Source organism: Chryseobacterium sp. FW101-FHT12H09 (genome assembly GCF_058790395.1).
This window is the reverse complement of record NZ_JBYTCP010000004.1, coordinates 263,178-284,428: the sequence shown is the minus strand read 5'-3', so window position 1 is coordinate 284,428 and position 21,251 is coordinate 263,178. Positions and strand designations below refer to the sequence as shown.

Annotated in this window: 18 protein-coding genes; 13 read left to right on the top strand and 5 right to left on the bottom strand. The window is 35.4% G+C overall.

From position 1 onward, the window contains the following. Positions 1 to 152: 152 nt before the first annotated feature. Positions 153 to 2,894: a sodium-translocating pyrophosphatase gene (locus tag AC3WRL_RS16930; protein ID WP_214825476.1), complete on the top strand. Its 2,742-nt coding sequence runs from the start codon at positions 153 to 155 to the stop codon at positions 2,892 to 2,894. A gap of 58 nt (positions 2,895 to 2,952) precedes the next feature. On the opposite strand, the gene AC3WRL_RS16925 is transcribed toward AC3WRL_RS16930, so the two are convergent. Beyond that, the gene (locus AC3WRL_RS16925) at positions 2,953 to 4,092 is read right to left on the bottom strand and encodes an aminotransferase class I/II-fold pyridoxal phosphate-dependent enzyme (RefSeq protein ID WP_214825475.1); all 1,140 of its coding nucleotides are present in this window, start codon (positions 4,090 to 4,092) and stop codon (positions 2,953 to 2,955) included. 88 nt (positions 4,093 to 4,180) lie between these two features. Here AC3WRL_RS16925 and AC3WRL_RS16920 point away from each other — a divergent pair, with 88 nt between their 5' ends. The 4 genes from AC3WRL_RS16920 (at position 4,181) to AC3WRL_RS16905 (ending at position 6,652) form a co-directional block, all read left to right on the top strand. After that, positions 4,181 to 5,221 (top strand): M28 family metallopeptidase, encoded by a 1,041-nt coding sequence (locus AC3WRL_RS16920; RefSeq protein ID WP_214825474.1) that lies wholly within the window; start codon positions 4,181 to 4,183, stop codon positions 5,219 to 5,221. Between the two features lie 112 nt (positions 5,222 to 5,333). Then, a complete protein-coding gene (locus AC3WRL_RS16915; RefSeq protein WP_492330809.1) occupies positions 5,334 to 5,777 on the top strand; it encodes a GNAT family N-acetyltransferase in 444 nt (147 codons plus the stop codon). Next, entirely contained in the window at positions 5,774 to 6,142 is a 369-nt protein-coding gene (locus tag AC3WRL_RS16910) for a VOC family protein (RefSeq protein ID WP_214825472.1), read from the top strand. The genes AC3WRL_RS16915 and AC3WRL_RS16910 overlap by 4 nt, the downstream gene beginning before the upstream one ends. A gap of 6 nt (positions 6,143 to 6,148) precedes the next feature. Further along, positions 6,149 to 6,652 carry an endonuclease V gene (locus AC3WRL_RS16905; RefSeq protein ID WP_214825470.1) on the top strand — a complete coding sequence of 168 codons (504 nt, stop codon included), beginning with the start codon at positions 6,149 to 6,151 and terminating at the stop codon, positions 6,650 to 6,652. 140 nt (positions 6,653 to 6,792) lie between these two features. Here AC3WRL_RS16905 and AC3WRL_RS16900 read toward each other — a convergent pair whose 3' ends face one another. The 3 genes from AC3WRL_RS16900 to AC3WRL_RS16890 are packed head-to-tail and all read right to left on the bottom strand — an operon-like array spanning position 6,793 to position 10,763. Next, on the bottom strand, positions 6,793 to 8,382 hold the full coding sequence (locus AC3WRL_RS16900; protein ID WP_492330808.1) for an MFS transporter: 1,590 nt from the start codon (positions 8,380 to 8,382) through the stop codon (positions 6,793 to 6,795). A gap of 5 nt (positions 8,383 to 8,387) precedes the next feature. Beyond that, positions 8,388 to 9,434 (bottom strand): HlyD family secretion protein, encoded by a 1,047-nt coding sequence (locus AC3WRL_RS16895; protein WP_492330807.1) that lies wholly within the window; start codon positions 9,432 to 9,434, stop codon positions 8,388 to 8,390. A gap of 9 nt (positions 9,435 to 9,443) precedes the next feature. Further along, the gene (locus tag AC3WRL_RS16890; RefSeq protein WP_492330806.1) at positions 9,444 to 10,763 is read right to left on the bottom strand and encodes a TolC family protein; all 1,320 of its coding nucleotides are present in this window, start codon (positions 10,761 to 10,763) and stop codon (positions 9,444 to 9,446) included. Between the two features lie 168 nt (positions 10,764 to 10,931). On the opposite strand from AC3WRL_RS16890, the gene AC3WRL_RS16885 reads away from it, so the two are divergent. From AC3WRL_RS16885 to AC3WRL_RS16850, 8 genes are all read left to right on the top strand, one after another. Continuing rightward, on the top strand, positions 10,932 to 11,720 hold the full coding sequence (locus AC3WRL_RS16885) for a helix-turn-helix transcriptional regulator (protein WP_261512055.1): 789 nt from the start codon (positions 10,932 to 10,934) through the stop codon (positions 11,718 to 11,720). A gap of 711 nt (positions 11,721 to 12,431) precedes the next feature. Then, positions 12,432 to 13,331, top strand: coding sequence for a branched-chain-amino-acid transaminase (gene ilvE, locus AC3WRL_RS16880; protein WP_214825459.1), 900 nt, complete (start codon positions 12,432 to 12,434; stop codon positions 13,329 to 13,331). Beyond that, positions 13,324 to 15,006 (top strand): dihydroxy-acid dehydratase, encoded by a 1,683-nt coding sequence (ilvD, locus tag AC3WRL_RS16875; protein ID WP_214825457.1) that lies wholly within the window; start codon positions 13,324 to 13,326, stop codon positions 15,004 to 15,006. Before ilvE ends, ilvD begins: the two co-directional genes overlap by 8 nt. Positions 15,007 to 15,016: 10 nt before the next feature. Next, positions 15,017 to 16,756 (top strand): biosynthetic-type acetolactate synthase large subunit, encoded by a 1,740-nt coding sequence (gene ilvB, locus AC3WRL_RS16870; RefSeq protein WP_261512058.1) that lies wholly within the window; start codon positions 15,017 to 15,019, stop codon positions 16,754 to 16,756. Positions 16,757 to 16,767: 11 nt separating this feature from the next. Further along, positions 16,768 to 17,304 (top strand): acetolactate synthase small subunit, encoded by a 537-nt coding sequence (gene ilvN, locus AC3WRL_RS16865; protein WP_261512059.1) that lies wholly within the window; start codon positions 16,768 to 16,770, stop codon positions 17,302 to 17,304. Positions 17,305 to 17,389: 85 nt separating this feature from the next. Further along, entirely contained in the window at positions 17,390 to 18,451 is a 1,062-nt protein-coding gene (gene ilvC, locus AC3WRL_RS16860; protein WP_214825454.1) for a ketol-acid reductoisomerase, read from the top strand. Beyond that, positions 18,441 to 19,706 (top strand): threonine ammonia-lyase IlvA, encoded by a 1,266-nt coding sequence (gene ilvA, locus AC3WRL_RS16855; RefSeq protein WP_214825453.1) that lies wholly within the window; start codon positions 18,441 to 18,443, stop codon positions 19,704 to 19,706. Before ilvC ends, ilvA begins: the two co-directional genes overlap by 11 nt. Before the next feature lie 480 nt (positions 19,707 to 20,186). Continuing rightward, the gene (locus tag AC3WRL_RS16850) at positions 20,187 to 20,606 is read left to right on the top strand and encodes a nuclear transport factor 2 family protein (protein ID WP_492330805.1); all 420 of its coding nucleotides are present in this window, start codon (positions 20,187 to 20,189) and stop codon (positions 20,604 to 20,606) included. Between the two features lie 202 nt (positions 20,607 to 20,808). Here AC3WRL_RS16850 and AC3WRL_RS16845 read toward each other — a convergent pair whose 3' ends face one another. Then, on the bottom strand, positions 20,809 to 21,123 hold the full coding sequence (locus AC3WRL_RS16845) for a VOC family protein (RefSeq protein WP_492330804.1): 315 nt from the start codon (positions 21,121 to 21,123) through the stop codon (positions 20,809 to 20,811). Positions 21,124 to 21,251 lie beyond the last annotated feature (128 nt).

Here is a 21,251-nt window from a genome sequence, read left to right as displayed (position 1 = left end):
AATAATTTTCATTTTACAGAGTATAATTCATTGTTTGGTGATGATTTTATTTATAATAATATGATTAATTAGGGTTGATTTTACAAAGCATTTGGAAATTTTGTTATATTTATAAAACTAATTACAATTTTTTAATATAAAAATAATAAACTATGAATTTGTTCTATTTGGTTCCGGTTTTTGGTGTTATCGCTCTACTATATACTTTTATACAAAGTAATTGGGTGCAAAAACAGAATGCCGGAAATGAAAAAATGAAAATTATCAGCGGACACATTGCTGACGGTGCTATGGCCTTCTTAAAGGCAGAGTACAAGATCTTAACTTATTTTGTAGTAGTTGTAGCTATTTTATTAGCGATAATGGGGATGAGTAATTCCAATTCACATTGGAGTATTGGGGTAGCCTTTGCTGTAGGCGCTGTCTTTTCTGCTACTGCGGGTTTTATAGGAATGAAGATAGCTACAAAAGCCAATGTAAGAACTGCAGAAGCTGCAAGAACGTCATTATCTAAGGCGTTAAAAGTTTCATTTACAGGAGGTTCTGTGATGGGGATGGGTGTTGCTGGTTTGGCTGTTTTAGGTTTGGGAGCTTTATTTTTAATCATTAAACAGATCTTCGCACCAGATGCAACTGTTGATTCCCATGAAATGGAGAAAACAATAGAGATTCTTACGGGGTTTTCTTTAGGGGCAGAATCTATAGCTTTATTTGCAAGAGTTGGTGGTGGTATTTACACCAAGGCTGCCGATGTTGGTGCTGACTTAGTGGGAAAAGTAGAAGCGGGAATTCCTGAAGATGACCCAAGAAACCCAGCTACGATTGCTGATAACGTGGGGGATAATGTTGGTGATGTTGCGGGGATGGGAGCTGATTTATTTGGTTCATATGTTGCAACGGTATTGGCTACAATGGTATTAGGAAGAGAAACAATTTCGGTTGACTCTTTTGGAGGCTTCGCGCCTATTCTTCTTCCAATGCTTATAGCTGGAACAGGAATCATTTTTTCCATGATAGGAACTTTATTTGTGAGAATCAACGATAACGATGGGGCTTCAACCTCTAGTGTACAAAATGCTTTGAATTTAGGAAACTGGGGAAGTATTGTAATTACTGCAATAGCCTCTTATTTTCTAGTTACCTATATATTACCTGAAACCATGGTATTAAGAGGACACGAGTTTACTAAAATGGGTGTTTTCGGGGCCATCATGGTTGGATTGGTTGTTGGTACGCTGATGAGTATCATTACTGAATTTTATACGGCAATAGGGAAAAGACCTGTTTCCAGTATTGTACGACAATCTTCTACAGGCCATGCAACCAATATAATTGGAGGTCTTGCTGTAGGAATGGAATCTACTTTGCTTCCGATTATTGTTTTGGCGGGAGGTATTTACGGATCTTATTTATGCGCTGGTCTTTATGGAGTTGCTATTGCAGCAGCCGGAATGATGGCAACTACTGCAATGCAGTTAGCCATTGATGCTTTTGGGCCCATTGCTGATAATGCAGGTGGAATTGCTGAAATGAGTGAGCTTCCAAAAGAAGTGCGTGAAAAAACAGATATTCTTGATGCTGTAGGAAATACTACCGCTGCTACAGGAAAAGGATTTGCTATTGCTTCTGCTGCCTTAACTGCCTTAGCTTTATTTGCTGCATTCGTAGGAATTGCAGGAATTGATGGAATAGATATCTACAGAGCTGATGTTTTAGCTGGTTTGTTTGTGGGCGGAATGATTCCTTTTATCTTTTCATCTTTGGCAATTACGGCTGTTGGACAGGCAGCAATGGCTATGGTTGAAGAAGTAAGAAGACAGTTCCGTGAGATTCCTGGAATTCTGGAAGGTACTGCGGAACCAGAATATGAAAAATGTGTTGCTATATCTACAGATGCATCAATCAGAAAAATGATGCTTCCGGGTGCTATTGCTATAATATCTCCATTATTGGTAGGATTTATCTTCGGACCTGAAGTTTTAGGAGGATTTCTGGCTGGAGCTACGGTATGTGGAGTTTTAATGGGAATGTTTCAGAACAATGCTGGTGGAGCTTGGGATAATGCAAAAAAATCATTTGAAAAGGGAGTAGAAATTAACGGACAAACTTATTATAAGGGTTCCGAACCTCATAAAGCATCTGTAACTGGTGATACTGTTGGAGATCCATTTAAAGATACTTCAGGGCCATCCATGAATATCTTGATTAAATTAATGTCTATTGTATCATTGGTCATTGCTCCAACATTGGCAACACTGCATAAAGACAAAATTGAAGCTGAAAGAAAGGCAACAATTGAAACTCTTTTAGGTAAAGTCGGAGCACATTCAGGTATACAAAACATCGGTTCTGCATCTGCTACAGCTGCTGTAGTATCAAACGAGATTAAAGGGCATTTAAATGAAAATGGAGATTTCGTATATGAAACAGGAAATATTCAGGACATAAAGCTTAGCAATGGAAATACTATTTCGATTGGAGAAAACAGCCGTTTGTTTGAAATGTATAATAACATTAAAAATAAAAACCAATCTGTTTTAGATCCTAACAATTGGTATACTGTTGAGAATCTGTATTTCGAGAGTGGTTCTAGTGATTTTAAAGCTGGTTCTGAAGCGCAGCTGAATACTCTGGCGGAATTGCTGAATGCCTTTCCTAATCTAAAAATAAAACTAGGAGGTTACACGGATAATACAGGAAATGAAGATAGTAATAAAAGGTTATCCAATCTGAGAGCACAGACGGCTAAATTGAAGCTATTGGAAATGGGAATCTCTTCAGATAGAGTGGAAGCGGAAGGATATGGCTCTCAATATCCTGTTTGTGAAGCAAATGATACTGATGAATGTAAAGCAAAAAACAGAAGGATTGATGTGAGGGTTCTTTCTCTTTAATTCAAAATAATATTTTTATAAAAGCACCACAATATGTGGTGCTTTTTTTATTGATATCTTATAAGTTCTTTCTTAAATGTTCCATTGCCTGAATGATCACTTCATCTTTTTTAATGAAGCTAAATCTAAGGTAATCAGAGTTTTGTCTCGAGTTGTAAAATGCTGAAAGAGGAAGACATGCCACTTTTTTTTCAATGGTTAACCATCTTGAGAATTCTACATCGGACATGGTTGAAGAAACTTTTCTGAAATTAACGATCTGAAAAACGCTACCCTCAGATTTATGCTCAACTTCTAATGGAGTGTTCTTAACCAGTTCATTAAAAAGATCCCTTTTTCCCTGTATTAGAATTCTATTTTCGGATGGGTCAAATACTTCTAAATACTTTGCTATTGCATATTGAGCTGGTGCATTGGCACTATAAGAAATATATTGTTGATGACATCTGAATTTAGAGGTTAAATCAGGAGTTGCCAACATGTAGCTGACTTTCCATCCGGAGGTATGAAACATTTTACCAAATGAAAAAATGCAGAATGTTCTTTTCATCAGCTCCGGATGAATAAAAGAACTGTAATGCTCTTTATCATCGTAACAATAGGTGTCATAAATTTCTTCTGAAATTAAATATATTTCCTGATGTTTGATCATATCATATAGTTGATCCCATTCAGTTTGAGACCATATTTTTCCTGTTGGATTCTGCGGAGAATTAACAATAATCGCCTTAGTTTTTTCAGATAAACAATTTTGAAGTTTATCCCAATTTATCGTGAAATCATTGTCAAGATCATAATAAACAGGAATGCCGCCATTAAGGACTACTGATGGGCCATAAGTGTAATAAGAAGGTTGGATGATAATAACTTCATCCCCTTGATTTAAAATGCATTGTAGGGAGGTATGTAAAGCAAAAGTTGCACATGGTACGATCGTGATCTCTTCTTTTTTTAAATGAATAGAGTTTTTACGGTTAAAATTAAACTTTATGATGGATTCTATAAGTAAAGGATTACCGGCAAGTGGCTCATATTGATGGTAATTAAGCTCTGCAGATTCTTTAAGATAGTATCTTAATCGGGGATCAATATCAAAATCAGGAAGCCCTAATGACAAGTCAAAACTGTTGTTTTTTGAGGCCAATTCAGACATATCCGTAAAAAATGAATAATGATTAAATCCGAAAATATTTTCCATTTATTGTGCATTTAAATCAAATATAAGGAAAAATGCAATTTGTTATAGATTAAATAAATTTTGTTACTTTTAAGAAAATTATATTATAATGAAAAAGATACTTATTCCTCTTTTTACTGTTGTGATACTATCAAGTTGTGAAACGGCTAAGGTTACTACTAATGGGCAACCTTCTTCAAAAGTATTATCAAAATCTGAAAAAGCATTTCAGTCTGCATATCAGGAAATTAAGATTGATGATCTAAAGAAAAATCTATATGTAATTGCTTCAGATGAAATGGAGGGCAGAGATACAGGAAGCCCGGGACAGAAAAAAGCGGGAGAGTATATGGTTAATTTTTATAAAGAGCATGGAATTTCTTTTCCTAAAACCTTAGGGTCTTATTATCAGAAAGTTCCGGCTTCTTTCATGCAACAAAGAGGAGGAAGGAATCTTCCGGATTCAGAGAATATCCTAGCGTTTATTGAAGGTTCAGAAAAGCCCGAAGAAATTGTGGTTATTTCCGGACATTATGACCATGTAGGTACAAAAAATGGAGTCGTATATAATGGAGCAGATGATGATGGTAGTGGAACCGTAGCTGTTATGGAAATTGCTAAGGCTTTTCAAAGTGCTAAAAAAGCAGGTAATGGCCCTAAAAGATCAATTTTATTTCTACATGTAACCGGGGAGGAGCATGGATTATTTGGCTCGGAGTATTATACAGATAACCCTGTTTTTCCACTTGCTCATACAGTCGTAGATCTTAATATTGATATGATTGGAAGAGATGATCCGGAAAACAGAGGAAAAAATTATGTCTATGTTATAGGTTCAGAGATGTTAAGCTCACAACTGAAAGTGATCAACGAGGCTGCTAATAAAAAAACCAATAATCTGGAACTAAACTACAAATATGATGATCCTAATGATCCGGATAGATTGTATTACAGATCAGATCATTATAATTTTGCAAAGAACAATATACCAGTAGCCTTTTTCTTTGACGGAATCCATGAAGATTACCATAAACCAACTGATGATGTAGAAAAGATTGATTTTAGCTTGCTACAGAAAAGAGCTCAATTGGTATTTGCTACTGCTTGGGAAATTGCAAACAGAACAGAAAGAATTGCGGTTGATAAATAATAAATTGTTATTATATAAGTTTAAAATATTTACATCGTTTACTTTAAATATTCATGTGTAAATATTTATAATATAATTGATTATATATTTTAATTAAAGTATTAAATTAATAATGAATATTAGAGAAGCAAAGAAAAGTGATATTCAGGAAATGCAGGTGATTAGAAACTCTGTTAAAGAAAATATTATATCTGATCCTAATCTTGTTTCGGATAATGATTACAAAGAATTTCTATTTGAAAGAGGTAAAGGCTGGGTCTGCGAAATTGGTAATCAGATGGTAGGCTTTTCAATCGTTGATCTGAAAGAAAATAATATTTGGGCATTATTTGTTCATCCCAATTTTGAGAACATGGGAATCGGACGGGAACTTCAAAATATTATGCTGGACTGGTATTTTGAACAAACCGATAAAAGTGTCTGGTTAGGTACTGCATTTAAAACTAGAGCAGAAGGGTTTTATGAAAAATTTGGCTGGCAGAATATAGGAATGCATGGAACTAAGGAAACTAAATTTGAGATGACTTATAATAACTGGAAAAAAGAAAAACAATGAAATCACCCGTAAAATCTATTCGCCCATTTGTCGGGGCTAAAAACTTTGCTGTCAGTAGAGCATTTTATACCGATCTGGGATTTGAAGAAATTGTTTTAGAAACCAAGTTGTCTCTGTTCAAAAAAGGGGATATTGCTTTTTACCTTCAGGACGCCTATGTAAAAGACTGGATTGATAATACCATGATCTTTGTTGAAGTTGACAATGTGGAAGACTACTGGAAAGAACTGGTATTTCTAAATCTAACAGAAAAATATACAGATGCAAAGCTGGTGCCTATCAGGACTATGGATTGGGGAAAAGAATGTTTCGTGCATGATCCCTCTGGTATTTTATGGCATTTTGGAGAATTTTTCACTCAGTAATTGAATATGATTTACGCTTTTGATACGTATTACTATGAAGAATATGCCAATACAATTTGCCTTGCATTTAAAGATTGGGAAGATGCTGAAGAAACGATAATTTACAGTGGAAAAACAAATATTACGTCTGACTATGAAAGTGGAGCTTTCTACAAAAGGGAACTTCCATGCATATTGAGTCTATTGTTACAAATAGATCTTAAAGAAGGCGATATTCTTTTGGTGGACGGTTATGTAACTTTAAATGATGAAGGAAAAATAGGGCTAGGTGGTTATTTACACCAAACCTTAGAAGAAAAATATCCTGTAGTTGGAATTGCAAAAAATGAGTTTTCAACTCCAGATTCTCAAAGGAGAAAAATCTATAGGGGTGAGAGTAAGACACCATTATTTCTTACATCAAAAGGAATGGATGTGGATCTTTTAAAAACCAAAATAGAACAAATGCATGGATCGTACAGAATACCAACATTACTTAAAAAATTAGATCAATTAACAAGGATTGAATAATCCTATCTATTTCTAAGAAATCGGTGATTGTAATTATTCATCTGATTTTTATGATATCAGCATATTACAAAAGAATAGGAAACAGAAATAAAGTTCTGCTTCCTATTCTTTATTTAGATAAACGATTGATTGCTAAATGATTAATATGGAATGCTGCCTTTTCGCAGTTTGAGAACAATATTTTGTATTCCCGGTAGAAATATTAAAATAACGATTACAACCAGTAATCCAACCAGCATCACATCATAATAATCTTTCGTTGAATGTATCAATATCTGTTCTTTTATAAAGTAGTTCAGATAGGCATTTGAAGCTCCTTTTGAAGTGTATATATCATTACCTGCATTCAAATAGGCCTGTTGTATATTTTTTAAAGTGAGTGATAGCTGAGGATTGATTTCTGTTATTGATTCTCGGACTTTATCGTTTGCTTCAGATCTGGTGTATAATTGCGTGTAATTGTTTACAGCCATACTGGTGCTAAATCCTAAGAACCGTGCAAATATACCAACCATGGATGCATTGAAAGCAACTTTAGGAGGTGCAGAGGAAGCCATAAAAGACACAATGGGAACAAATAATACCCCCGTAGAAACTCCATAGATAAACAACGGAAGAATAAAATCTTTAGTTTCACCTGTTGAAGATACAAAATGTAGCATGTAAAAATAATAACAAGCCATAATGATAAACCCTGTTATAATAATCCTTATTAAGGAAACTCTCATTAAGATAAAACGGGCTGTAACAAACATACTTACGGCTGTACCCAGGATTACAGCTAGCCAAATAGGGATGATATGAAGCGGATCGGTTCCCAGTACGACCTCTATATACCCGTATGTAAGTCCGGTTGTTCCCTTAAATATGTAAAAAACAAAAAGTAATAATAAGCCTTTTATAAAGTTTTTAGCTTTAAAAATCTGTAAATTAATTATTGGATGTCTCAACCTTTTTTCTCTGGCAATGAAAAGAAATAACAGAATAATAAAGAATATGGTCAAAAGAACAATAAGCGTACTATCAAACCAATTGAGTTGCTGACCATATATCAAAATATATCCAGCAACAGAAGAAAAAGTAAGGTAGTATAAATATCCGATCCAGTCCACTTTGTAGAGGGGCATCTTTTTATGAAACCTGGCTTTTGAATTCATTGTTATTAAAATCACAAATAACAAAGCAACCAGCATCACGATCAATCCGAAAAATAACCAGTTAAAGTCTGATACATCAAGTAGAACACTACTGTAAATTGCATAAACAGGCACTGCTATTTGTATGGCTCCATAGAAAATACTATAACCTATTACTCTTGCTCTTGTAGACTGCAAACGGGAGAATACCATATTGAGGACGATGCTGCAAATGAGGGCACAGGCAATTCCCTGAACGAGTCCGCAGATCAGAAAAACACCCCAGTTTTTAGAATAAAAGCATATTAATGAACTCACTGAATTTAAAGTAAGTCCTATAATCAGATACTTTCGGGGGGCAAAATATTTGGTGATACGAAAATCCAGAGCTAAAAATGTTACAGCTGATGCATAGGTTAGTACCATGGCATATTGTACATCAGAAGGTTGAACTCCGTAATAACCTGCCATGCTCATGGGTCTTCCATATAAGGCAAAATTGAAGAGTGAAGTCATCAATACTGCAAAAATTACGCTTCTGGCCAGCCATTCGGGTATCCAACTTTTAAATATAGGTATGTTGTGGGCTTGCATTGGATCTAATCTTTATTGATGTACACATTAGCATTCATTCCTGCTGACAGGTTAGCAAGTTTTTCTTTACTTTCTGTAAGTTTAATTCTCACCGGAATTCGTTGTATAACTTTGACAAAATTTCCTGTTGCATTATCTGGTGGCAGAAGCGAATAGCGTGAGCCTGTTGTAGGAGAAAGAGATTCTATGGTGCCTGAGAATGTTTCATCAGGAAAGGCGTCTACTTCTATATTTACTTTTTGCCCAATCCTGAATGTTTTGATTTGAGTCTCTTTAAAATTGGCTGTCACCCATTTCTCCTGTGATTTGTTTACAAGAAAAGCCAGAGTTTGTCCAGGCTGGATCAATTGCCCCTCCTGAATGGTTTTTTTGCCTATCTTACCGTCAAATGGTGCGGTGATCACCGTATATCTTATATCAAGATCCTGTCTTTCTATTGATGCTTCTTTTACTTTTATTTCCGCATTGATGGCTAAACGCTGTGCTTTAATATCATTAAGTTTTGATTCTGCTGCACGAAGTGCTGCAAGTGTTTCATCATAGTCGGATCTATTAGTGAGTAACGAGGTATGCACATTGTCAAATTTTTGTTGGGTAGTTGATTCATCAGCCAGAAGGTTCTTATAGCGGTCGTACTCTTTTTGCTGCTGATCCAGTTTGGCTTTAATTCCCAGAATATGGGCTTTGATGACATCTATATTTCTACTCTGGGTTTCTTCACTTGCGCTTAAGATTGGAAGTTTGGCTTGGGATGTAGCTAATTCGGCTAAAGCTGTTTCTTTTTTTAAATCATATTCATCCCGCTCAATAAGCACAAGAGTATCTCCTTTATGAACCTCCTGATTGTCCTGATAATAAATCTTGCTGATATATCCACCCACTTTCGCATTTACAGGTGATAAATAAGCTTCTATCTGTGCATCATTGGTTTGTTCACACCAATATCCTTTCCAGAAGTGAAGCACTGTCCAAATGATAATTGCAATTAATAATAATATTCCTAACCATTGTGTTGCTGCCACTACAATGTGATCTGTTTTATTTTTATTCATAATTTTATTTTAAAGTATTCCTGTGATAATCAATAGTTTTATATGACTTAATCTTAAATTTACCTGTGCAGATGTAAGATTGAATTTTGCCTGTAGTAAAATATTTTCAGCATCTAAAAGATCTGTCAGAAGAGACTGCTGATTGAGATAACTATTTCGTATTACCCTTACACTTTCTATACTTTGCCTGATGGTAAGTTCTGCTGTTTCTACGCTTTCGCTGGCTTGCTGTCTTTCGAGAAAAGCTTCTTTGACTTTAATTGATATTTCATCCCGCTTCATATCATTTTTCTCAATTTCCTGCTTGTTCAAATTATATGCGTGAGCTACAGAATGTTTACTCTTGTAAAGATTATCAATAGAGTAGGTCATTTTTAATCCTATTTGTCCAAACCCCCAGATATCGTTGGAATATGGATAGAATGAAATTTGGGGGTAGGTATAGCTATATCTGGAGTATAAAGAAACTTTGGGTAATAGGTTTGCTTTTACCTGTTTAATATTAAGTTCACTTAATGTGCGATTACTGTTAACGATCTTAAGATCAGGTGAATTGTTGAGTGCCGCCGCAAGATAATCTTCATAGTTTGATCCTTGTAGATCGCTAGGTTCTAAAATATCTTCTGAAGAAATTTCCAATGGTTCTGCGCTTCCTCTTCCCATCAGGATGTTGATGCGTTGTTTGGTAAGATCAATTTTCTTTTTTACATCAGAATAACTAAGCTCCAATTGTGACAGTTTAACAGAAATCCTTAATACATCACTTTTCAGTACAATACCATTTCGATTAAGACTTTCGATGGTAGAAAGCTGCTTTTTTTCTGTTGAAATCTCTGTTGAAATCAAGGATTCAAATTCCTGGAATTTGTATAGATCATAGTAAGAAGCGGCAATCATGTATTTAACATTATCTTTCTGTAGTTCAAACTCATACTGTTTACGTGTTTTCTCTTCTTTTTTGATTTCAATATTTCTTTTTTCCTTTCCTCCGTTATAAAGATTATAGTCTATATTGTAGCCCAATCCGTAGCCATAATCTTTTATTGGAACACTTTGAGGTGAAGAAAACAATCCGTTTTCATAAAGAAGAAACTTAGAGTTGATACGAAAGTCTCCTACCACTGATAATTCCGGTAACAATTTATCCTTTGCTTCTAAAATACCAATTTCACTTTCTTCATTACTCAGGCTGGCAAGCTTCAGCTGTTTATTTTGTGACTCGGATATATTCCAGATTTCATTCAGCGTTAATGTAGGTGGGTTGTACTGTGTTTGTGCCTTTATACCTACTGAAATTACAAGGTATAGAAGTATGATATATCTTTTCATTTTTAAGATTACAATTTTATACAGGCAAAATTATTGCGTAATAAAATGAGTCTTTTTATAATATTAGCCTTATTTTTGTTTATTCTGGCCAAAGAGTTTTAGCTCATCCTTTATTGATAGGTTATTATCAAGGATCGCGGTTTTGTAATTATTAAGCAATTCATACCCATGAATAACATAAAAGAAGTAAGAGAAAAAGTTGATGCCCATCCTGTATCGATATTGGTAATCAGGCAGCAGTGGGAGCAGAGGCTTCCTATGCACAGACACCAGAAAGGGCAGCTATTATTGGTTATTGGTGGGATGGCAAAATTAAGGACCAAAGAAAAGGATCTTTATATTCCACTCAATCACTATATCTGGATGCCGAAAATGTATTCGCATAATTTGATGTTCAATTCTAAAGATCTTGATATCATCAATATTTATTTTCCGGAAGAAGAAAAGTTCAAGCACCCATTTTATGATGATCTGGGGATATATCCGGTTAGTAATTTACTTTCTGAGCTTTTAAATTTTGGACAACATTGGAATGGTGATTTCTTTCCCGATTCGTGGGAATATGAGTTTCTACTGACAATGAAACATCTGCTTCCTAAAGAGAATTTAAAAAAATTTACGATACAGCTCCCCACCACCAATGATGAGCGTCTCACTGAGATAATTAAATTTATTAAGAACAATCTGGAAAATCCACTGACATTAGAAGAGGTAGCTCATCAATTTGGGTTTAGTGTAAGAAGTCTGACACGCGCTTTTACTGGCAAACTTGGAATTTCGTTCATTCAGTATGTAAAAATGTTGCGGATTATCCGTGCAATGGAACTGCTTAAAGACACCAATTTGACTATGAGTGAGATTGCTTATGAAATCGGTTATTCTAACATCTCTGCATTTAGCAATACATTTCAACAATTAACGAATATGAGGCCTACAGAGTTTAAATCCATGCTCTAAACGATAATAAACAATCTAACTTAGAATGATATTTCAGGCCTTTACTGATTGTAAATACGGTTAAGCATTTTGCTTTTTATTGAGATTTAATTAAAAAAAAGATAAAATATTTTTTTAATTGAAAAAAGTTTATACATTTGTCAGATCAAAAAATAGAAATGAATAGAACATTCAACAATATTATTACTATCGTTATTGTCATTATCGGATTCCGGTGATGAGCGATGGTATTGTTGAAACTCTATAAAAATATTAGAAAGCCATCCTCATCCGGATGGCTTTTTTTATGCCCAAATTTTAAAATTAATCTAAAAACAGAAATATGTATTACAACGAAAAAATGACAGTCAACAGCATTGGACAATTTGTGAAATCTTCCTTTGAATGTTCAAATACAAAAGGATTGCCGATTTTATAATTGCAGATATGAAGTCTTTCTATAATTCTGCTATTGTAGAATTAGCTAGTTTAAATATTTGATTATTAGTGTTTTATATTTGTTTTTTCATTATTTGAATATTGTAGTTTTAAATAAAATATGAAAGATAGAAAATATACAAGCCTTAGTTTTGAATCAAAATTAGAAAGAACTTCATGTATTGCTTTTGGAATCGGGATAGGTTAAATAAATTTTGCTGATCAATATTTAGCCTCAACCGATAAGAATAGCTTTTTTTATGTCTAAACTTAAAAATAATTTAAAAAATAAATATGTATTACAACGAGAAAACGATGCTTTATTATGACGGAAAGTTCCAGGAAGCTTCTACAGCTTCAACGGGTCTTTACGGACAATCACTTCATTATGGATATGCTGTATTTGAGGGAATTAAATCTTATAAGACAAAGAACGGGACGAAAATTTTTAAAGCAAAAGAACATTATGATCGTTTGAAAAGATCAGCTGAACTGATGATGATCCCTTTCGAATATTCCACTGAGGAGATGATTGATTTGACGTATAAGCTTTTAGAAATGAATAATTTAAGTAATGCATACATCAGACCGTTAATAATCTGCTCCCCTAACATGAGCTTATCAAAAGGAAACAAAAGTTCTTTAGTGATAGAAGCCTGGAGCTGGGATAATGGATATCTATCCGATCACGCAAGAATTATGACTTCATCTTTTGAACGCCCTAATCCTAAGGCTTTTAAAATAGAAGCGAAAGCAAGCGGACATTATGTAAATTCTATTCTTGCTTCTCAGGAAGCTAAAGATAAGGGATTTGATGAAGCTATGCTTTTAGATGGAAATGGGAACGTAGCTGAAAGTTCAGGGGCTAATATTTTTTACGAGAAAGATTCAAAATTATATACACCGGCAAAAGGAAGTATTCTGCCGGGGATCACGAGATCTACGGTATTTGAGATATGCGATCAGTTAGGGATATATTATGAGGAGAAATTCTTTAAACCTGAAGAAATGGAAGGAGCAGATGCCGGATTCTTCTGTGGAACTGCGGCGGAAGTAGTGGCACTAGAGTCCTTGAATAATATTCCATTTCAATTAAAATGGGAAAATAGTGTGTCTGCAATGATTCAAAAGGCGTACAGGCACTTGGTTCTTGATGAAGATTATACCTATTTAAAACAGGAACAGTATGTGTGAAACGCTTAATAAATATTCCAGAGTTCTTACCCAGGATCCTACGCAACCGGCTACTCAGGCTATGTTTTATGGTATAGGTTTTAAAAAGGAAGATTTTGAAAAAGCTCAGATAGGAGTAGCAAGTATGGGTTATGATGGTAACACCTGTAATATGCATCTAAACGGACTTGCTGAGCTGGTTAAAAAAGGTGTCAACGAACAAAACCTTGTAGGATTGATGTTCCATACCATTGGAATCAGTGATGGAATGACGAATGGCACAGATGGAATGCGTTATTCCCTTGTAAGCAGGGATATCATCGCTGATAGTATTGAAACAGTATGTGCAGGACAATATTATGACGGATTGATCACCGTGCCCGGATGTGATAAAAATATGCCGGGATCTCTGATGGCAATGGCAAGATTAAACAGACCGTCTATTATGGTGTATGGCGGAAGTATAGAAGCCGGACATTATAAAGGGAATGATCTTAACATTGTTTCTGCCTTTGAAGCCCTGGGAAATAAAATAGCAGGAAAACTTTCTGACGAAGATTACGACGGAATTATCAAAAATTCCTGTCCTAGTGCTGGTGCTTGTGGCGGAATGTACACTGCCAATACAATGGCTTCTGCTATTGAAGCATTAGGGATGAGCCTCCCTTATTCATCTTCTTATCCGGCATTAAGTAAGGAGAAAAAAGAAGAATGTGAGTTTGCGGGACATTATGTAAGAATATTATTGGAAAAAGATATCAAACCTTCAGATATCATGACTCCTAAAGCCTTCGAAAATGCATTAAGAATCATTATGGTTCTGGGGGGAAGTACCAATGCCGTTCTCCATTTTATTGCCATAGCAAAAAGTATCGGACATAATTTAGGCCTTGATGATTTTCAGAAAATAAGTGATACGACGCCCTTATTAGCCGATTTGAAACCGAGTGGAAAATATCTGATGAAAGACCTTCATCAGGTAGGCGGAGTACCGGCAGTAATGAAATATCTCTTGGACCTTGGTCTTCTTCATGGAGACTGTCTTACGGTAACCGGAAAAACGATCGCTGAAAACCTTAGAAATGTCACATCGATTATTGAACGTGAGCAGGATATTATACGTGATATCAATAATCCTATCAAAAAAACTGGTCATATCCGGATCATGTACGGCAACCTTGCTGAAAGAGGATGTGTTGCTAAAATTACCGGAAAGGAAGGGGATTTCTTTAAGGGAAAAGCAAGGGTTTTTGATGGTGAGAAAGAATTTATCAAAGGTATTGAAGATAAAATAATACAGGAAGGTGATGTGATCGTCATCAAGAATGAAGGTCCGAAAGGAGCGCCCGGAATGCCGGAAATGCTAAAACCAACTTCTGCATTAATGGGTTCTGGATTAGGAAAGAACGTAGCCTTAATTACTGATGGACGCTTTTCAGGGGGAACGCATGGTTTTGTAGTAGGGCATATTACTCCTGAAGCCTTTGAAGGCGGTTTAATTGGTTTGGTAAAAGATAATGATATCATCGAGCTTGATGCCGTGAAAAATACCATTAACCTTGTGATATCAGACAAAGAATTACAGGAAAGAAAATCCAGTTTTAAACAACCGGATTATAAAGTAAAAACAGGTGTTCTATACAAGTATGCAAAACTGGTATCAGATGCTTCTCAAGGATGTATAACAGACTTTTAAATCAAATATAATGGAATCAACATTCAGTGCATTACAGAAAGAAAGGTCTTCCCATACGGGAAGAAAATTGAAGGGAGCAGAAGTAATTTTAGAAATTCTTAAAGCTGAAAAGGTACATACGGTCTTTGGGTATCCTGGAGGTGCCGTCATTCCAATTTATGATGCTCTTTATGATTACAAAGATGATTTACAACATATTCTGGTTAGACATGAGCAAGGAGCGATTCATGCTGCACAAGGGTTTTCAAGATCTTCTAAAAATATCGGAGTTGCTATTGCTACAAGTGGACCTGGAGCAACCAATCTGGTGACGGGGCTTGCAGACGCTATGATCGACAGTACTCCAGTTGTTTGTATTACAGGGCAGGTTTATGCTTCTCTTTTAGGATCTGATGCTTTTCAGGAAGTAGATGTGATCAATGTAACAGCCCCTGTTACGAAATGGAATTGCCAGGTAACTGATGCTGAGGATATTCCAAAGGTACTGGCAAAGGCATTTTATATTGCAAGATCTGGCCGTCCGGGTCCGGTATTGGTTGATATTACTAAAAATGCCCAGCTTCAGGAAATAGATTTTCAGGGATATGAGATCTGTAATTCTATACGGTCTTACCATCCAAAACCAAGAATTAAAACTGAATATATAGAACAGGCCGCTTTACTGATTAATACCGCTAAAAGACCATTCTTATTATTTGGGCAGGGTGTAATTATTGGCCAGGCGGAGGAAGAACTTAAAGAATTAATTGAGAAAACAGGAATTCCCGCAGCTTCTACAGCTTTAGGTTTAGGAGCGATTTCAACAGAACATCCTTTGTATGTAGGAATGTTGGGGATGCACGGTCATTATGCTCCCAATAAATTAACCAATGATTGTGATGTCATCATTGCGGTAGGAATGCGTTTTGACGACCGCGTTACCGGAAAACTGGATCAATATGCAAAACAGGCAAAAGTGGTTCATCTTGATATTGATCTTGCAGAAATTGATAAAAATGTGAAAGCTGATGTTCCTGTTTTAGGAAACTGTAAAGAAACTCTTCCTTTATTAACTCAGATTCTTGATGAGAATTCCCACGATGAATGGCTGAATCAGTTTAAAGAACTTAGAAATGAGGAAAATGAAGAAGTCGTAAAAAAGGAGCTGAATCCAACAACAGAGGAGCTTACGATGGGTGAGGTGTTAAAATATCTGAATCAGTTGACCGATGGAGAATATATTATCTGCACAGATGTAGGCCAGCATCAAATGATCTCTTGCCGTTACGCAGAATTTAAGACATCCAAAAGAAATGTTACTTCTGGTGGATTAGGGACAATGGGATTTGGTCTGCCAGCTGCAGTAGGTGCAAAAATGGCCAATCCGGATAAACATGTGATCTGTATTGCCGGTGATGGAGGCTTTCAGATGAATATTCAGGAGCTCGGTACTATTGCACAATTTGGAATAGGCGTAAAAATGATCATTCTTAACAATTCTTTTCTAGGCATGGTGCGTCAGTGGCAGGAGCTTTTTCACGACAAGAGGTATTCATTCGTAGATATTACAAGTCCTGATTTCTCTGCTGTTGCAGAAGCTTATGGTATTAAAGGAAAGCAGGTAAAAGAAAGAGCTTTTTTAAAATCATCATTAGAAGAAATGCTTAATACCGACGGAGCTTATCTGCTAGAAATAAAAGTAGGAAAAGAAAACAATGTTTTTCCTATGGTTCCACAGGGCTGCAGTGTAAGTGAGATCCGTTTAAAATAAAAACAAATGAAATGAATAAACAGGAATATACAATAAGTGTTTTCACCGAAAATCAGGTTGGGTTGCTTACCAAAATAGCAATGGTTTTTTCCAGAAGAGGAATCAATATCGAAAGCTTAAATGTTTCTCCAACAGAGATTGAAGGGATCTCAAGATTTACCATTGTGGTAGAAGTTTCGCAAGAGACTGTAAGAAAAGTGTCGAGACAGATTCAGAAGCTGGTTGAAGTCATTAAAGTGTACTATAATACCAATGATGAAATTGTATGGCAGGAACTGGCTCTTTTCAAAATAGAAACGAATGTGGTCTCTGAGAAGTTTTATGTTGAAAGGATATTAAGACAATACGGAGCTACCATTGTAAGTGTAAGAAATGATTATACGGTTTTCACCATTGTAGGGCATCACGAAGAAATAGATCGTTTCCTTGAAATACTGGAGCCACACGGTCTTATAGAATTTATCAGAAGCGGAAGGGTAGCGGTCATCAAATCAAATGAGGGTTTTCACAAAAAGCTTAGTGCCCTTGAAAAAATGGCCTATCAGTAAAAAATAAATAAAATAAAAACAAACACAAATTAAATATATAAATGATCTGAAAAGGTCTAAAAAAATAACAATTAAATATAAAATTATGGCAGTAATTAAATTTGCAGGAGTAGAGGAAAATGTAGTAACAAGAGAAGAATTTCCAATTGAAAAAGCTCAGGAAGTATTAAGAGATGAAACGGTAGCGGTTTTAGGATATGGTATTCAGGGGCCTGGTCAGGCTCTAAACCTTCAGGATAATGGGATCAATGTAATTGTTGGTCAGCGTAAAAATTCTAAAAGCTGGGATAAAGCTGTACAAGATGGATTTATTCCTGGAGAAACTTTATTTGAATTGGAAGAAGCGGCTCAGAGAGGAACGATTCTTTGCTACCTTTTGAGTGATGCGGCACAGATCGAATTTTGGCCAACTTTGGAAAAACATCTTACCCCTGGAAAGACTTTATATTTCTCTCACGGATTTGGAATTACCTACAATCATCAGACACAAATTGTTCCACCTAAAGATGTAGATGTGGTTTTGGTAGCACCGAAAGGTTCTGGAACATCTCTAAGAAGACTTTTTGTGGAAGGTAAAGGACTAAACAGCAGTTATGCAATCCATCAGGATTCAACCGGTAAAGCAAAAGATAAAGTAACAGCGTTGGGTATTGCTGTGGGTAGCGGATATCTGTTTGAAACCAATTTTAAAAAAGAAGTATACAGTGATCTTGTAGGAGAGAGAGGTTCCCTGATGGGAGCTATACAGGGATTATTTGCTGCACAGTTCGAGGTATTAAGAGCCCAGGGACATTCCCCTTCAGAAGCATTTAATGAAACTGTGGAAGAATTAACCCAATCTTTAATGCCGTTAGTTGCTGAAAATGGAATGGATTGGATGTATGCCAACTGCTCTACAACAGCACAGAGAGGGGCTTTAGATTGGTGGAAGAAGTTTTATGATGCTACAAAACCTGTATTTGAAGAACTGTATCAGAGTGTGAAGGAAGGAAATGAATCACAAAAGTCTATCTCAAGCAACAGCAAGGAAAACTACAGAGAAGGTCTGAATAAAGAACTTGAAGAGTTAAGAAACAGCGAATTATGGCAGGCAGGTAAAGTCGTAAGGTCTTTACGTCCTGATAGAGAACTCGAATATGAAAAGTAAAACCATCAGTTTCCCTTCACTGCATGCCATAAAAGAGGCCCGGAAAACACTAGAGAATATTGTTAATACAACGCCTCTGCAGAAAAGTTTCAGGCTTTCAAAACAAATTGAAGCTGATATTTTTCTGAAAAGAGAAGATATGCAGCCAGTCCGTTCCTATAAGATAAGAGGAGCTTACAATAAAATCTATAGCCTTTATAAAGATCATAAAGTTGGAAATGGAATTGTTTGTGCCAGTGCAGGAAATCATGCTCAGGGTGTTGCTTTCGCTTGTCGGAAACTGAAAATTGAGGGAACTATTTTCATGCCTGTTACCACTCCAAAACAAAAACTGGAACAGGTAGCTATGTTTGGAGAAAAATATGTCGATATCAAATTGATCGGTGATACTTTTGATGATTCCAAAAAAGCCGCAATAGAGTATAGTGAAAGTTTTAAAGTTGAATTTATACATCCTTTTGATGATGTTGAGATTATTGAAGGGCAAGCTACTTTGGCGATGGAGATCCTGGAACAGGCAGAACATAAGATCGATTTTGTATTTGTCCCTTTAGGAGGAGGTGGACTGGCTGCTGGAGTAGTTACTGTTTTTTCAGTTCTATCACCTGAAACCAAAATTATTGTTGTAGAACCGAAAGGGGCAGCTTCAATGAAAGCTTCTTTAGATGCCGGAGTGAATACCGAACTTATGCATATTGATAAATTTGTGGATGGAGCTGCTGTTCAGAAAGTAGGAGACCTCAATTTTGAAATCTGTAAAGATTATATTCATGACTGTATTGCAGTTGATGAGGGGAAAGTTTGCGAAACTTTATTAGAACTTTATAATAAAGACGCCATGGTATTAGAGCCTGCCGGTGCTTTAGCAATAGCAGCATTGGATCTTTATAAAGAAGAAATAAAAGATAAAAATGTGGTTTGCATTGTAAGCGGAAGCAACAATGATATAACAAGAACTGAAGAAATTAAGGAACGGGCGATGCTTTACAAAGGCTTGAAACATTACTTTATTGTAAAATTTCCACAGCGTCCGGGAGCTCTTAAAGAATTTGTTTTAAGTGTTTTAGGGAAGTCAGATGATATTACATTTTTTGAATATACCAAAAGGAACTCACGGGAAACAGCTTCAGCAATTGTAGGTATCGAAGTACCTTCGTTTTCTGATTTTGAAGAATTATTGAACAGAATGAAGAAAGCGGGGTATTATGAATCTTACCTCAATGATTCTCCTAATATGATGAATATTTTAATCTAAATTATCTATTTAAGTCACTTTTATAAGTGGCTTAAATTTTTTATTGTATATAAGTGTTTTGTTATTAAATAGTTAAGGGTGTTAATGGAGTTAATTATCATAAAATAGTGATAAACTGATAAAAGTCATTAGTTTCTTATTTTTATTCAGTCTAAATAAATATAAATTTGTCTTAACAAAAAATAAGAAAAAACGAAGAAGACCTGTATCCTTTTAAGTATTGCTGTACTGAAAAGATCGTTAAAAAATAAACACAACTAATCATATCCATATCAATTTTTGTTTTTTTAAACCGGTGGGGCCATATCCCATCGGTTTTCTTTATTAATACTTTCAATATATTCCGAAGGCTAGACGGAATTCTGGGCTGGTCATTATTTTATAGCTGGTATAGATCGATACAAAGGGAACATCCTAATTTTGTTGTCTAAAATGATTAATAATTTACTGTAAAGTAAATAGGTGTAAAAATTAAAATATATGAATTCATTAACTGAAAACGAACAGACAGTCGCCATATTAAATGGATTTTTCCAAAGTGTTTCTGAGAAGGATACTGAAAAAGCAGGATCTTTTTTTGCTGACCAAGTGGAATGGTATATTCCTAAATCAGATCTATTACCCTGGACGGGAGCATTAACAACAAAATCAGAGGTGATAGCAGCACTTCAACTTCTTTTAGATTCTCATATAGATGGCGAAGAACAATTTGAACTTGATCATCTTTTTATCGATGGAAACGAAGCTGCAGTGTTTGGGAAAGCATCCCGGGTCGCAAAGAAGACGGGTAAAAGATTCACTGCTTTTATATGTCAGAGGTTTAGTATTGAAAATGGCAAAATCACAAAGCTTTTAATGCTTGAAGATACACGTGAAATTGAAAAAGCATTTGTAAGTTAGTAAGAACCTTAAAAGCAGATATAAACAAAGCTCTCGTATTGAGAGCTTTGCTGCGTTAAATAAAAATTAAATAACCTGTGATGTAGTTATTTTTTTGTGAATACTTCCTTACCGAAAATACTAATGAAATTTCCATCCGGATCTTGAATGATCGTACTGGTGAGTCCTTCCTCATTAAGCTGTATCTCTTTAAATACAAAATTTACATTTTGTTTTTCCAGCCACAAACCAGCTTCATGTAAATCATCAACATACAGAACAAAGCTTTATTTCCTATAGGTTTAAGGTGGCCCGGAGGGGTAGCAAATAATTCTTCAATTCGATAAGAATCAGCAGATTGTAATAACTCCAGACGGATTCCCATTCCTTCCATAAAAGCACCTTTTGCCTTTACAGCAGGAAAATCAACTTCTTCTGTCAACTGAAATCCTAATATATGATGGTACCATTTTATGGATTGACTTAAGTCTGAAACACTTACTGCCAAACCAAACAGGTTAAATTGTACGTTTTCCATTTATAATTTAATAATAATTTTAATTGTTGCATCTCTATCACAAAATTACTGGTAGAATGAGGTGTTTAAGTGCTCCAGTTTCAAGAAATAGGATAGTCCAGTTTTACTACAATTTGTCTGGATGTTAA

Bases quoted from the DNA above. Each gene is read 5' to 3' on its own strand.
- AC3WRL_RS16930 (WP_214825476.1), top strand. From the start codon at position 153: ATGAATTTGTTCTATTTGGTTCCGGTTTTTGGTGTTATCGCTCTACTA.
- AC3WRL_RS16925 (WP_214825475.1), bottom strand. From the start codon at position 4,092: ATGGAAAATATTTTCGGATTTAATCATTATTCATTTTTTACGGATATG.
- AC3WRL_RS16920 (WP_214825474.1), top strand. From the start codon at position 4,181: ATGAAAAAGATACTTATTCCTCTTTTTACTGTTGTGATACTATCAAGT.
- AC3WRL_RS16915 (WP_492330809.1), top strand. From the start codon at position 5,334: ATGAATATTAGAGAAGCAAAGAAAAGTGATATTCAGGAAATGCAGGTG.
- AC3WRL_RS16910 (WP_214825472.1), top strand. From the start codon at position 5,774: ATGAAATCACCCGTAAAATCTATTCGCCCATTTGTCGGGGCTAAAAAC.
- AC3WRL_RS16905 (WP_214825470.1), top strand. From the start codon at position 6,149: ATGATTTACGCTTTTGATACGTATTACTATGAAGAATATGCCAATACA.
- AC3WRL_RS16900 (WP_492330808.1), bottom strand. From the start codon at position 8,382: ATGCAAGCCCACAACATACCTATATTTAAAAGTTGGATACCCGAATGG.
- AC3WRL_RS16895 (WP_492330807.1), bottom strand. From the start codon at position 9,434: ATGAATAAAAATAAAACAGATCACATTGTAGTGGCAGCAACACAATGG.
- AC3WRL_RS16890 (WP_492330806.1), bottom strand. From the start codon at position 10,763: ATGAAAAGATATATCATACTTCTATACCTTGTAATTTCAGTAGGTATA.
- AC3WRL_RS16885 (WP_261512055.1), top strand. From the start codon at position 10,932: ATGAATAACATAAAAGAAGTAAGAGAAAAAGTTGATGCCCATCCTGTA.
- ilvE (WP_214825459.1), top strand. From the start codon at position 12,432: ATGTATTACAACGAGAAAACGATGCTTTATTATGACGGAAAGTTCCAG.
- ilvD (WP_214825457.1), top strand. From the start codon at position 13,324: ATGTGTGAAACGCTTAATAAATATTCCAGAGTTCTTACCCAGGATCCT.
- ilvB (WP_261512058.1), top strand. From the start codon at position 15,017: ATGGAATCAACATTCAGTGCATTACAGAAAGAAAGGTCTTCCCATACG.
- ilvN (WP_261512059.1), top strand. From the start codon at position 16,768: ATGAATAAACAGGAATATACAATAAGTGTTTTCACCGAAAATCAGGTT.
- ilvC (WP_214825454.1), top strand. From the start codon at position 17,390: ATGGCAGTAATTAAATTTGCAGGAGTAGAGGAAAATGTAGTAACAAGA.
- ilvA (WP_214825453.1), top strand. From the start codon at position 18,441: ATGAAAAGTAAAACCATCAGTTTCCCTTCACTGCATGCCATAAAAGAG.
- AC3WRL_RS16850 (WP_492330805.1), top strand. From the start codon at position 20,187: ATGAATTCATTAACTGAAAACGAACAGACAGTCGCCATATTAAATGGA.
- AC3WRL_RS16845 (WP_492330804.1), bottom strand. From the start codon at position 21,123: ATGGAAAACGTACAATTTAACCTGTTTGGTTTGGCAGTAAGTGTTTCA.